We start from the raw sequence: 13,534 nt of genomic DNA on the forward strand, positions 1-13,534 counted from the left end.
CCGGCCGCGGCATCGTGGTCTGCAGGGTCGATCAGAGCCGCGGGCGACTGCGATCGAACGGGGCCTGGACGAACCGGATGGTGTCGGAGCGCTCCATCACGCGGCGCGCGTACCGGCCCTCCAACCGGTGACCGTCGACGGTGCCGCTCAGCACGAGTGCATCGGGCCCGGCGAGCACCGCGGACAGCCGCACCGGCTGTGACCCGGCCCCGGCGCGCACCACGAATCCATCGCCGTCGAGACGGAGGCCCCAGGGCTCGACCGCACCGTCGGGAGTCTGGGTCACCAGGCTGTCCTGCGCCGAACCGGTGGCCGGACGGTCCGCGCTGCCGCGCAACGTGATCGCGATCGACGTCCACGCCGGTCCGCCGCCCGCGGCGAAGGCGGGTGCGCCGTCGATGCGCAGCTCGGTGGCCCGCCACACACCATCCCGCGCGTCCCGCGCCGTGTTCATCAGCTCGACGCGGTCGGCGTTCTTGGACGCCGTGACGGCGAGCAGCACGACCAGTGCGCACGTGCCCGCCGCGCGGGCCGCCACTGCTCTGCGGTTCGGCGAGCCCTGCGGCGCAGGGAAGATCGCGCGCAGCAGTGGAGCCCACGGGCGGGTGAGCAGGACGGCGATCAGCAGCAGCTCGAAGGCCAACAGCTTCACCGGGACGTCGTAGAAGACGTTGAGCAGCACGATCTGCGTGAGCGAGACCACGGCGAGCAGGGCGCCTGCGGTCCGGGTCCGGCGCGGCACCAGGAGTAGTGCGGCGGCGGTCTCGATCAGGCCGGTGATCACCGTGTACGGCGTGGACGCCGCCATGTATCCCCAGAGCATCGCGAAGGGCTCGGCATCGCCCACCGCCTGGAGCTGATAGGCGGGCAGGTTCATGTAGCCCATCTGGGCCGGAATCACCTTGGCCAGCCCGTACAGCAGCATGGCCACCACCAGGGTGACCAGAGCGATCGCCGACAGGATGCGGCTGACCCGCTGCACCCCACCGGGGTCCGCGGTTCCGGATGAGCGGAGCGCGACCGCGCCCCAGACCGCTCCGATCAGCGTGCCGCAAGCGATCCAGCCGGCGTGCATCTGCCACGCCCACGCGAGGTCGCTGCCCGTGGCCACGTCCACCGGCGCGGGCGCCGTTCCGATGATCGCGGCGCCGATCCCGGTGAGCACCGTCCACACCGGTCCGAACACCGGGGCGGCGAGGATCTGGGACAGCAGGATTCCGTCCACGAACAAGATCATCAGGCCGCCGCCGACGGTGAGCCCGACGGTGGTCGCGACCAGCCGGCGATCACTCATCGCCGAGAACTCGCACCGCCGCCTCCTGGGTCACCGTGGCGATCAGGCGTCCGTCGTGGAAGAAGTGCCCCGTCGACAGCCCGCGGCCGTCGCCGGCCACCGGGGATTCGGTCGCGAACAGGTGGAACCGGTCGAACCGGGGCCGGTCGTGGAACCACAGCGACTGGTTGAGCGTCGCGGCCACCACTCGGTCGTAGCCCCAGGACAATCCGTGGCGCGCGATGATCGAGTCCTGCACGGCGATATCGGAGGCCCAGGCCAGTGCCGCGTCGTGCAGCACCTGATCCTCGGGCATCGCGCCGTCGGTGCGCATCCACACCAGGCTCGGTCCGTCGGACTCGCCGGTCTCGCGGCGCACCCACACCGGGTCGGAGGCGAACCGCATGTCGATCGGATGCGAGGCCTCCACGAGCGCGCGCAGTTCCTTCTCCCGGCCCGCGAAGCCCTCCTGGATCCGGGGCAGCGAGGTGGGCGGCGCCGCCTCGGGCTGGGGCGCGGCATGGGCGAGCGCGCCCGCCGCACCCTCCTGATAGGCGAGCGTCATCACAGCGATCACAGTGCCGCCCTGCTCGACCGTCACCTGGCGGTTCGCGGCGGTCCGTCCGTCGCGCAGCGTCAGCACCCGGTAGGTGAGATCCTCGGTCACCGACCCCAACTCGATGAAGTGGGTGTGCGCGGCGTGGAGCGGGAGACGGGGGTCGGGCAGGGTGCGGGCCGATGCCACGATCGCCTGCGCCAGGATCTGGCCGCCGAAGGTGTGCACCCCCACCTTCGCCGGATGCCGGCCGGTGAAGACTCCAGGCGCCTCGGTGGCCCCGAGTTCCAGCACGTCCAGGAACTGCTCGAAATCGGTGCCCGCGGGCCCCGACGATGCGGCGGAGGGCTTCGCCCGAGCCGCGATTCCGGCCACCGTGCGTCCCTCGAAGACGTCCCGGGGACTCAGCTCGAAGCCGCGCCGACGCACTCGGGAGACCGCCTGGAGCGAGACGAGCGAATCTCCGCCCAACTCCACGAAATCGTCAGCGAGCGTGACATCCTCGGTGTCCAGGATCTCTCGGAACACTGCGAGGACCACCTCCTCGGCGGGGGTCGCGGGTAGCCGGTCGGCGGCCGGGTCCGCGCGGCCCACGGCCGGCGCCGGCAGCGCGGCGCGGTCGAGCTTGCCGGTCGGGCCCAGCGGTAGCCGGTCGAGTACCACGTACGCGGTGGGCACCATGTGATCCGGGAGCTCCGTGCCCAGGGCCGTGCGGATCGCCTCGGGATCGGGTTCGGCACCGTCGTTGCGGACGAGGTAGCCGACGAGCCGGTCCTCGTGCACCAGAACGGCGGCAGCGCGGACGCCGTGCTGCCGGGCCAGTGCGGTCTCGATCTCGCCGAGCTCCACTCGCAGGCCCCGGATCTTGACCTGGTGATCGGCGCGGCCGTGGAAGGAGAGGTTCCCGTCCGGGCGCCACGCCACCAGATCGCCGGTCCGGTACATGCGGGATCCCGGCTCCCCGAACGGGTTCGCGATGAACGTCGAGGCGGTGAGGTCGGGGCGGTGAAGGTATCCCTGCGCGAGCGAATCGCCCGCGAGGTACAGCTCACCGAGCACGCCCACTCCCACCGGGTTGAGGCCCTCGTCGAGCACGTAACAGGGCAGATCGGGGTCCGGCCGACCGATCGGCAGCGGCCCGGGATCGTCGGGCACGTACCGCCAGGTGACGGAGTTGATGGTGGCCTCGGTGGGCCCGTAGCAGTTGAAGAGCGCCCGCCGTCCGCGGCCCCAGCGGTCCGCGAGTTCGGGATCGAGGCGCTCGGCGCCCACCATGAAGATCACCGACGGGTCCACGGTGCAGTGATCGGGCATCGCCGCCAGGAACGAGGGCAGCAGGTTCACCACGGTGACCCCGTGCTCCTCGATGTACTCCACCAGCTCGTCGCCGGGTAGGCGCACCGCATCGGGCGCCACCACGGAGGTGGCACCCACCATCAGCGGCCCGAGAACCTGGAGTACCGAGATGTCGAAGCTCGGCGAACCCGCCTGCAGCACACGCTCGTCCGAGCGGAATCCCAGGACCTCCACCACGAAGGCCATGAGATCGGGCAGGCCGCGGTGGCTCACCGCGACGCCCTTCGGCCGGCCGGTGGTGCCGGACGTGTAGATCACGTACGCCAGCGCGTCCGCAGTGAGTCCCGCCCGTGCCCGCACCGGGTCCGTCTGGTCGCCGTCGAGGTCCCACGGGTCCACCGCGAAGACCGGGACATCGCGGGGTGCGGCGGCGGTCGCCGACTCCGGGATGTCACCACAGGTCAGCACGGCCGACGGCGCGGCATCGCCGAGGAGGAACTCCAGGCGGGCCGCGGGATACGACGGGTCGAGCGGCAGGTACACCGCCCCGGCCTTGAGCACGCCGAAGATCGCCACGTACCAGGGCACATCGCGTTCGGCGAAGACGGCGACGGTGTCCTGTTGCCGCACACCCGCCTCCACCAGGCGGTGCGCCAGCCGATTCGCCGCGGCGTCGAGCTCGCCGTAGCTGAGCTGCCGGTCATTGCAGATCACCGCGGGGTGGTCCGGTCGTTCGGCCACGCGGGCGGCGAATTCTTCGAGCAACGGATGGTATTCACCGCGCGCGGCGACCTGGCCCAGCGCGAGCATCGCGGCGCGCTCGTCGGCTGGAAGGAAGCCCAGCGCGGCCACCGGGGTGTCCGGCGCCGCGACGATCTCCCGCAGTACCTCGGTGAGCCATCGGCCGTACGCCCGCACCGTCTCCTCCGCGAGCGCGTCCGGCCGGTACGCCAGCCCCAGCGTGAGTCGTTCGCCCGGAAGGACGACCACGGTGAGCGGGTAGTGGGTGGCATCGGTGATATCGACACCGGTCAGGTCCAGGCCGGGTTCCACCGGGTGCACGCTGCGGTCGGACAGCGGGAAGTTCTCCGTGACCACCATCGTGTCGAAGAGATCGCCCACGCCGGCGGTGCGAGTGATCTCGACCAGTCCGAGGTGGTGGTGATCGGAGAGCGCGAGCGCGCGGCGGTGCACGTCGGCGAGGAGGTCGCCGACCGGCTGCTCGGGCGTCGCCCGCACCCGGATCGCGATGGTCTCGCCGAGCTGGCCGACCATGCTGCCCACGTCGGGCACTTCCACCGGACGTCCGGAGACGGGGCACCCGAAGACGACGTCGCGGCGACCCGTCAACCGGCCCAGCAGCAGTCCCCACGCGGTGTGCAGCACGCTCGTGAGCGTCACGCCGCGGGTGCGCGCCAGCTCGCCGAGGCTGCGGGTCAGGTCCTCGTCGAGCTCGACCAGGATCCGCTCGGGTGCGGCGTCGGCGGTGCCGGAACCGGTGGGCGCCAGCAGCGTCGGGGCGTCCAGCCCGGCCATCTCCTCCGCCCACGCCGCCCGCGCGGCGGGGACGTCCCGGTCGGCGCGGCAGCGGTAGTAGCCGTCGAGCGGCGCCGAGGCCGGTGCGGCTGGGCCGCCGCCCAGCTCGGCGTAGATCGCGAGCAGGGTCCGGCCGGCGATCGGCATGGACCAGCCGTCGAGCAGCGAATGGTGATTGGTGAGGGCCAGCCGGTGCCGGCCGGGGCCGGTGCGGCACAGCAGGAACCGGATCAGCGGGGCGGTCGACGGGTCGAACCGGCGCGCCTGTTCGGCCGCCGCGATCGCGGCGAACTCCGCCACCGGATCGGGACGGTCGGACAGGTCGACGAAGGTGAAGTCGGGGGCCACGGTCTCCGGGACCACCTGGACCACGTCGGAGGAGGCCGTGTAGCCGAGCCGAGTGCGCAGCGACGGCACGCGGCGCAGCAGTTCCACGGCGGCCTCCGCCATCCGGTCGGGGTCGACGGGACCGTCGAGGTGGGTCGCGGCCTGCACGGTGTAGACATCGGGCTCACCGTCGGCGAGCAGCTGCGACTGGTACGCGAGACCGACCTGGAGTGCGGTGGCGGGCAGCACGTCTGCGATCGGACCGTCCTGCTCCAGCAGGTCGATGTCGGCCTGGTCCAGCGTCACGAGCGGCAGGTCCGACGGGGTGAGTCCGCCACCGCCGGGCCCGATCCGTGCGGCGTGCGCGGCCAGCGCCGCCAGGGCCTCGGCCCAGCACTCCTGCAGCTCGAGTACCGCGGCGGCGTCGAGCACGCCGCTCGCTGCGGTCCATTCGACGGTCAGCCCGTCGTCACCGTCGAAGCAGTTGATCGCGAGCACCTGCTCGAGCGCCTTGCCCGCGGGATCGAGGACGGAGAAGGGCGTTTCGCCGGGCAGTCGCCAGCCGCTCTCGGGCGCGGTGAAGCGTCCGAGGTAGTTGAACACCACGTCGGGCGCGGCGCCCAACGGGCCCGCCTCGGGATCCAGGTGCCGCAGGACGCCGTAGCCGATGCCCTGGCCGGGTACGCTCCGCCGGGTCTCCTTCACGGCGCGGACCAGCCGGCCGGCCGCATCTCCGCCGGTCAGGGCGTCGTCGAGCTCGGCGTCGCCCGTCGGGAGGGGCAGCCGGACGGGATGTTCCACGGTGAACCAGCCGACGGTCCGAGCGAGATCCGCGGACCGGAGCACCTGTTCGCGCCCGTGGCCCTCGACGGTGACCGTCGCGGCCGATCCTCCCGTGATCCCCGCGCGCCGCCGGCGCAGGCGCAGGGCCAGCGCCAGCGCGGCGAGGAGGGTCTCCTCCGCGTTCGCGCGGTAGGCGTTCGCCAGGGCCGTGGTGACCGCGGCCGCGACCGGCGCGGAGGTGCGGGTGTGCGTGCTGACGGCCGTGCCGACCCGGTCGGCGGCCGGATCGAACAGACGGCCGCCGAGCCGCTCAGCATCCGCGAGCGCGGTCCGCCAGTGATCGAGTTCGTTACGGTACGTGCCGTTCTCGCCCTGCTCGGCGAGTGCGAGCGCGTGGGCGCGCCACGGCGTCGCCTCGGCGCGGACGGCGGGCGCGGCCCCCTCCGCCGCATCGCGGTGCGCGCGCGGAAGGTCGTCGAGCAGGATCCGCCAGGAGACCCCGTCGACGGCGAGGTGGTGGATCACCAGGACCAGACGGTCCGGGTGGCCTGCGCCGCGCACGATCCGTGCGCGCAGTACCGCGCCGGTGGCCGGGTCGAGTTCGGAGGCCAGCTCCGCAGCCGCGGCGTCGACGGTGCCGGTGCCATCGCCGACCTCGACCGGTGGGGCCGCCTCGTCGATCGTGAGCGTCCGCGGACCCGAGAGGCGCAGCCGCAGTGCGGGATGCGCAGCGACAACGGCCTGCAACGCCGCGCGCACCGATGCGACCGACGCTCCCGCGGGCAGTTCGGGGGCGATCCACTGCGCGTAGCCCGCGACAGCTCGCGCATCGGTGTTGAGCTCGACGAGCGCGGCGACGATCGGCGGCGCGGGGAACTCGCCCTCCGCCGGAACGGCGGGGCCCGCGTCCTGCCCCGCCGCTTCCGTGGCACCGGCCGCCAGCGTTGCGAAACTGCTGCCGGAGAGGAAGTCCCGGGGGCGGATCTCCAGCCCCTGCGCCCGCAGGTCACTGCAGATGGTGATCGCGCTGATGCTGTCGCCACCCAGGCTGAAGAAGTCGTCGTCGACGCTCACCTCGGGGACGTCGAAGGCGGCCGCGACCACCGCGCAGAGCAGCCGCTCGCGGTCGGTCCGGGGCGCGCGTCCGGCGGTCTGCACCGCGGGCGCGGGCAGGGCTGCGCGGTCGAGCTTGCCGTTGATCGTCACCGGCAGCTCATCCATGACGACCACCGCCGACGGCACCATGTGGTCGGGCACGGCCTCGCCCAGCGCGGCGCGGACGCCGTCGGCGGTCACCGCACCGGTCACGTAGCCCACCAGGCGATCCCGGCCGCCGTCGGTGCGCACCACGGCGGCGGCGCTGGTCACGCCCGCCACCGCGGCCAGAGCGGTCTCGACCTCGGCCAGCTCGATCCGGTAGCCGCGGATCTTCACCTGGCCGTCGCCGCGACCCAGGTACTCGTAGCCGCCGCTCACCGAGTCGCCGATCCACCGCACGCGGTCGCCGGTGCGGTACATCCGGGAGCCGGGCTCGCCGAAGGGATCCGCGACGAACCGCTCGGCGGTCGCGGCCGGCAGGTTCAGATAGCCGCGGGCCAGGTGCGGTCCGGCGAGATACAGCTCGCCGATCTCGCCGTCCCGGACCGGCTGCAGCGCACCGTCGAGCGCGTAGGCGGCGGTGCCGGGCACGGCCCGCCCGATGACCGGCGTCTCCCCGGTCACGATCGCGGCGGTGGCGTCCACGGCGGCCTCGGTGGGCCCGTAGACGTTCACCGCGGGCACCCCGGCGGCGGCGATCCGGCGCCACAGTGCGGGGCCGGTGGCCTCGCCGCCCAGTATGAGCAGGGACGGGCGGTGCTCGCCGTCGAGCAGACCGCCGTCGATGAGCGGAGCCGCCATCGACGGGGTGGTGTCCACGACGTCGATGCGGTCGGCGCGGTACGCGGCCAGCAGCGCGTCCGCGTCGCGGGCCGTGTCGGTGTCGTACAGGTGCAGCGTGTGCCCGCTGAGCAGCCACAGGAGTTGGTCGAGGGACGCGTCGAAGGAGAAGGAGTAGGTGTGCGCGCACTGCAACCGACGGTGCTGCTCACCGGCGGTCGCGAGGTCGGCCAGCGTCGCGCGGTGATGCCGGAGCAGGCTGGTGAGCCCGCCGGTGCGGGCGGCGACGCCCTTCGGGCGACCGGTGGAGCCGGAGGTGTGGATGACGTAGGCGAGGTGGTCCGGATGCCGGGGCGCGGCGAGCTCCGACGCGGTGAGCGGCGCGCCCGACAATGCGTCGAGGCGCGCGCGGATATCGGGATCATCGAGCCGCAGCGCCGGCACTCCCTCGGGTGCAGCAGAACCGGACTGCGTGAGGAGCAGCGCAGGCCGCGAATCCGCGACGAGTTCACCGTGCCGTGCGGTGGGATGCGCGGGGTCGAGGTACTGGTACGCGGCACCCGCGTCGAGCACCGCGAGCAGTGCGACCACGAGATCGACACCGCGCGGAAGCGACAGGGCCACCACGTCCTCGGCGCCCACGCCCTCCGCGCGCAGGAGTCGCGCGGTTCGGTGCACCCGGTAGGCGAGCTCGCCGAAGGTGAGCCGCTCGTCGCCGTGGACGAGGGCGAGCGCAGCGGGGGCGCGACGGGCCTGCGCGTCGAGGGCGGCCGGGACGTCCTGTGCGGCGTGCGTGGATTCGGCTGTGCGGGAACGCTCGATCAGGTCATCACGCAGTTCGGCGGGGATCAGCTCCACCTCGCCCAGCGCGGGCGCGGCGGGGGATGCGAGCTCCGTGATGAGGGTGGTCATCGCGTCCAGGCGGCCCTGCACCTGCTCCTGCGTCGTGGACCGCGCGTCCACCTCGAAGCCCACGAGGAGGCCGCCGCTCGTGCCGACGGGGGCATCCGCGGGCGGTGCGGTGGGAATCACGCTGAGCCCGTAGTCCTCCGGCGGGCCGCCCGCCACGTTGCGCATGGTGCCGGCCGAGCCGGCGAAGTCGAGGGTGAGGTCGAACGCCTTGAGATTGATGCCGCGGCCGTGCAGCAGGGCTCCCACGTTCGGCGAGCCCAGGTCGCGGGGAAGATCCTCGCCGCGGTACCGCTGGTGCTTGCGCATGCGGCGCATGGCCTCGGCAACGCGGGCGCTGAGATCGGCGAGCGTGTCGTCGGCGCGGACGGCCAGGCGGAGCGGCAGCACGTTCACCGCCATCGCCGGGGTGCGCAGGGCGACACCGCCGCTGCGGCACATCAGAGGCATCGCGAAGACCACGTCGGACTCGCCCAGCGTGCGGTGCAGGAAGGCGGCGTAACATGCGATGAGCGTCTCGCCCCAGGTGGTCCCGGACGCGTCGGCGGCCCGCCGCAGCGCGTCGAACACCTCGGCGGACAGTTCGGTCCGCGCGATGAGGACCTCGTCGGCGGGCCCGTCGAAGGCGGGGCGTTCCGGTACCTCGGGCAGCGGGGTCAGCTCGTCGCGCCAGTAGGCGCGGTCGGCCTCGTGCCGCTCGCTCGCCCGGTACTCCTGATCGGCGGCGACGAACTCGGCGAACGACCCGAACGGCGACTTCGGCGGCTCGGCATCGTCCATCAGGGCCGTGTAGTGCGCCGCGACGCGCCGCGAGAGCATGGCCGCGGAGTAGCCGTCGAAGACCAGGTGGTGCCCGAGTTGGGTGTACCAGACCTCGGTGTCCGACAGGCGCAGGATACGGAAGGCGAACAGGTCCCGGTCGGTCATCTCCGCGCATTCCGCCGCGAGCCGGGCGCGTTCGGCGACGACGGCCGCCTCGGCCGCGGCCCGCGGGTCCGGCTCGTCCCGCAGGTCGACGATGTCCGGCCGCAGGTCGGCGGCATCGTCGATCCACTGCCGCGGCCCGTCCGGAGTCGGAACCACGCGCAGCCGCAGGCTGTCCGCCTCGGCGACGGTGCGCGCGATCGCCGACCGCAGGGCCTCGACGTCGATGGGCGCATCGCCCGCGATCTCCAGCACGTCGCCCACCACGTAGTAGGGCGAGTCCGGTTCCAGCCGTTGCGCGTTCCAGATCCCGAGCTGCGCCGCGGTGAGCGGCAGCAGGTTCGGTGCGTCGGTGCCGGCCGGAGCAGGCGAAGGGGTGGCCTCTGCGAGGGTCACGTCGGGACTCCTGGGCGGTGGTTCGGCTAGCGGGGGAGGTCGGTGCGCTGCGGACGGAGGTCAGCCCACACGCCCTCGATGCGGTCGCGGCACTCCTCGCGGGAGGCGGGGCCGAACTCGACGGTCCAGCCCGCGGGCACCTCGGCGAAGCGGGGCCACAGCGAGCGCTGGGCGAGGTCGTTGCGCAGTACGAGGAAACCGGCGTCCGGTTCGTCGAACGGGTTCATTCGCCCGCCACGAGCCGCTGCCAGTGCGCCAGTTCGGGCTGCTCGGCGAGGTCCGGGAACTCGAGTTCGGCGGCGCCCGCATCACGCCACCGCTGGATGAGCGTCATCACTCGCACGGAGTCCAGGCCCAGGTCGAAGAGGTTGTCGTCGTCCGCGATCGACTGCGCGGGGACCTGCAGCAACTCGGCGACGTCGGCGCGTACGCGGTCTGCGGTCAGCGGGGAGGTGGACATATCGGAAACCGTCTCCTTGGGGTAATCTGCGATGCGGTCAGGTAGGTAAGCCTACACTTGCTGGTGAGGTGTCTCGCCTGCCGGACCATGCCGCCGTCCCGTTCGCCGCGGAGCGTGCCCGATCCGCGCCGCGGCCCGACCCCGCTCGGAGTGCCTCATGAAGTGGAACGATTTCGTCCTCACCCTCACCGCGACCTCGCAGGTCGCGGAGAACCTGCTGCGTCTGGAGTTCGAGGTGGGCGGCGGAACCGCCGGGGGTTATGTGCCCATCGTGCCGGGTGACGAATCGATCGCGTTCTACTTCTCGCCGGACGGCACCGAGCTGAGCGCCCGTCCGTCGGATGATCCGGGAGCCCTCGGCGGCTGGGAGATCGCCGATCCCGAGCGCAGTCTCGGCCACCGCAACTACTCGGTGCGCGCCTATGACCCGGCGACTCGCCGCATGGTCGTCGACGTGGCCGAGCACGGTCACGGCCCCGCCATCGACTGGTTCCGTGCCGCGCGCCCCGGCTGGCGGCTCCTCGCCGCCGGTCCCCGCTCCTGGTACGACCCCGCCGAGGACGCCTCCCAGCACGTCCTCGCGGGCGACCTCGCGGCGCTGCCCGCGCTCGCCCGCATCCTGGAGGAGACCCCCGCCGGTGTGGACGTCACCGTGATCGCCGAGGTCCTCGACCGCAGTGAGATCGCCTACCTCCCGGAGCGGCCCGGCACCGAGGTGATCGAGGTGATCGGCACGGGCAACGGGGCCGCGCCCAGTCGCCTGCCGGAGGTACTGCGCACCGTCGACCTGCCGGCCGACGGCTACCTGTGGCTGGCCGGGGAGGCGGCGGACACCCGCGCCGCGAAGAAGCATGTGCGCGGCCTCGGGTGGGCGCGAGACCGCGCCGACGTCGTCGGGTACTGGCGCCACGACGCCGAGGCGTGGACCAAGCGTTTCGAGGCGGCGGGGGAGGAGCGGCTGCGCGCCGTCTTCGCCGACGCCCTCGCCGCGGGCAAGTCCCGCGACGAGGCCACCGACCTCTACGAGCAGGCCCTCGAGGCCGCGGGGCTGTAGGGGCGTCGGGTGGCCGGTCTCCGGAGCGGGCGGCTACAGCGTCAGCAGCACCTTGGTCGCTCTGCGCTGATCCATCGCCCGGTAGCCTTCGGCGGCGTCCTCGATCGGGAGGGTGAGGTCGAAGACCTTGCCGGGGTTGATCTTCCGATCCCAGATGAGCCGGATCAGGTCGGGGAGGAAACGCCGCACCGGGGCCGGGCCGCCGTGCATGTGCACCTGGGAGAAGAACAGTTGATCGGCCGGGATGGTCACGCCCTCGTGGGCGACACCGACGAACCCGATGTGCCCGCCGGGGCGGGTGGCGCCGATGGCTTGGAGGAACGACTCCTGCGAGCCCACAGCCTCGATGACGGAGTGGGCGCCGAGTCCGCCGGTGAGCTCCTTGATGCGGGCGATACCCGCCTCGCCGCGCTCGGTCACGATGTCGGTAGCTCCGTACTCCAGGGCGAGGGCCTGCCGGTCGGCGTGCCGGGACATCGCGATGATCCGCTCCGCCCCCAATTGCTTCGCGGCGAGAACGCCCATCAGGCCCACTGCACCGTCGCCGACGACTGCGACGGTCTTTCCGGGGCCCGCTTCGGCGGCAGTGGCGGCGAACCAGCCGGTGCCGAGCACGTCGGACGCGGCGAGCAGGGAAGGAATGAGGGCGTCGTCGGGCATGCCCGGAGTGGCGACGAGAGTGCCGTCCGCGTAGGGGATCCGGGCCCGCTCGGCTTGGGTTCCGACAGCGTGTGAGACGAACTGGCCGTGCACGCAGCGGGACGGGTATCCCGAACGGCAGATCGCGCACTCACCGCAGGATATGACGAAGGACCCGACCACGAAATCGCCGGGCTCGACCGTCGTGACTGCGTCCCCGACCTCTTCGACGACGCCGACGTATTCGTGTCCCATCGGGGTGTGGTTCACCGGTTCGACTCCGCGATACGGCCACAGGTCCGAACCGCAGATGCAGGTGGCGGTCACTCTGATCACGGCATCGGTGGGATCGATGATCCTCGGCTCCTCACGCTCCCCGACCGTGACCTGACCGGGGGCGTCCATGAACACTGCGCGCATTGCAGCGCTCCTTCCTGTGATCTGATCTCGGGTCTCCGTTGCGATTGATCGTCGCCGACGCTGCCGGTGTGCGGGAGCCCCTGTGCATGCAGGTACTCGGAGGGACTCCCTATCCGGTGTCGGACCGTCTATGTTGGGGCGCATGGACAATCGAGCCGAGGTCCGCGAGTTCCTGACATCGCGTCGCGCCAAGGTGAGCCCGGAGCACGTGGGCTTGCCGGCCGGGACCAATCGGCGTGTCGCAGGGTTGCGACGCAGTGAAGTGGCGACGCTCGCTGGAGTGAGCGTGGAGTACTACACCAAGCTCGAGCGCGGCGCTATCCGCGGCGCGTCGCCGGAGGTACTCCACGCGGTCTCCGAGGCGTTGCGGTTGGACGATTCCGAGCGGGCGTACTTGTTCGACCTCGCCCAGGCGGCCAGCCCGGTCGCTCGGCCTCCGCGGCGACGGAACCCGAAGTCGTGGTCACCGCATCCGAGCCTGCAATGGGTGCTGGACGCCGTGACCGCCGGCCCGGCGTTCGTGCGCAACGGCCGGATGGACCTGTTGGCCACGAACTCCCTGGGCCGGGCGTTCTACAAGGACTGCTACGACATGCCGGGGCAGCCGCCCAACATCGCCCGGTTCACCTTTCTCGATCAGCGCTCCTACGACTTCTACCCGGACTGGGATTCGTTCGCCGGGATCACGGTGGCGATCCTGCGCACCGAGGCCGGTCGGGACCCGCACAACAAGGAGCTGCACGACCTGATCGGCGAGCTCTCGACTCGGAACGAGGAGTTCCGCCGCCTGTGGGGAGCGCACGACGTCCGGCACCACGGCTCGGGGTTCAAAACCTTCCGCCACTCGGTCGTCGGCGAGATGACGCTGGCGTACGAGGGCATGGACCTCGAAGCCGAACCCGGGCTGACTCTCACGGTCTACTGCGCCGAGCCCGGATCGGACTCCGCGGAGCGGATGCGGCTGCTCGCGTCGTGGGCGGCGAGCGAGGAGCTCGAGGCACGGGCCGAACTCGGCGCCACCCTGGACGACGAGTCTGCGCAGCACCGTAGCTGACGTCTCGACACCGCAGAGGCCGCGGGCGC

The 13,534-nt window shown here is 72.3% G+C and carries 7 protein-coding genes; 2 read left to right on the forward strand and 5 right to left on the reverse strand.

What is annotated here, in order from left to right; all coding sequences use genetic code 11:
- Window positions 1-31: 31 nt before the first annotated feature.
- From TTY48_RS11960 to TTY48_RS11975, 4 genes are read right to left on the reverse strand one after another with little or no spacing between them, the layout of a single operon-like run.
- Window positions 32-1,294, reverse strand: coding sequence for a hypothetical protein (locus tag TTY48_RS11960; RefSeq protein ID WP_220657701.1), 1,263 nt, complete (start codon window positions 1,292-1,294; stop codon window positions 32-34).
- Window positions 1,287-9,878, reverse strand: coding sequence for a non-ribosomal peptide synthetase (locus TTY48_RS11965; protein ID WP_220657702.1), 8,592 nt, complete (start codon window positions 9,876-9,878; stop codon window positions 1,287-1,289). The genes TTY48_RS11960 and TTY48_RS11965 overlap by 8 nt, the downstream gene beginning before the upstream one ends.
- A 26-nt stretch (window positions 9,879-9,904) precedes the next feature.
- Window positions 9,905-10,105, reverse strand: a complete 201-nt coding sequence (locus TTY48_RS11970; RefSeq protein WP_220657703.1) for an MbtH family protein — start codon at window positions 10,103-10,105, stop codon at window positions 9,905-9,907.
- Window positions 10,102-10,338 (reverse strand): phosphopantetheine-binding protein, encoded by a 237-nt coding sequence (locus TTY48_RS11975; protein WP_220657704.1) that lies wholly within the window; start codon window positions 10,336-10,338, stop codon window positions 10,102-10,104. The genes TTY48_RS11970 and TTY48_RS11975 overlap by 4 nt, the downstream gene beginning before the upstream one ends.
- Before the next feature lie 157 nt (window positions 10,339-10,495).
- On the opposite strand from TTY48_RS11975, the gene TTY48_RS11980 reads away from it, so the two are divergent.
- On the forward strand, window positions 10,496-11,392 hold the full coding sequence (locus tag TTY48_RS11980; RefSeq protein WP_220657705.1) for a siderophore-interacting protein: 897 nt from the start codon (window positions 10,496-10,498) through the stop codon (window positions 11,390-11,392).
- Between the two features lie 33 nt (window positions 11,393-11,425).
- Here the strand turns inward: TTY48_RS11980 and TTY48_RS11985 are convergent, their stop codons facing one another.
- Window positions 11,426-12,451 (reverse strand): zinc-dependent alcohol dehydrogenase family protein, encoded by a 1,026-nt coding sequence (locus tag TTY48_RS11985; protein ID WP_220657706.1) that lies wholly within the window; start codon window positions 12,449-12,451, stop codon window positions 11,426-11,428.
- A 142-nt stretch (window positions 12,452-12,593) separates the two neighbouring features.
- Here TTY48_RS11985 and TTY48_RS11990 point away from each other — a divergent pair, with 142 nt between their 5' ends.
- Window positions 12,594-13,505 (forward strand): helix-turn-helix domain-containing protein, encoded by a 912-nt coding sequence (locus TTY48_RS11990; protein ID WP_220657707.1) that lies wholly within the window; start codon window positions 12,594-12,596, stop codon window positions 13,503-13,505.
- Window positions 13,506-13,534: the final 29 nt, after the last annotated feature.

It is taken from the genome of Tsukamurella sp. TY48 (assembly GCF_019656655.1).
Classification (GTDB): Bacteria; Actinomycetota; Actinomycetes; order Mycobacteriales; family Mycobacteriaceae; genus Tsukamurella; species Tsukamurella strandjordii.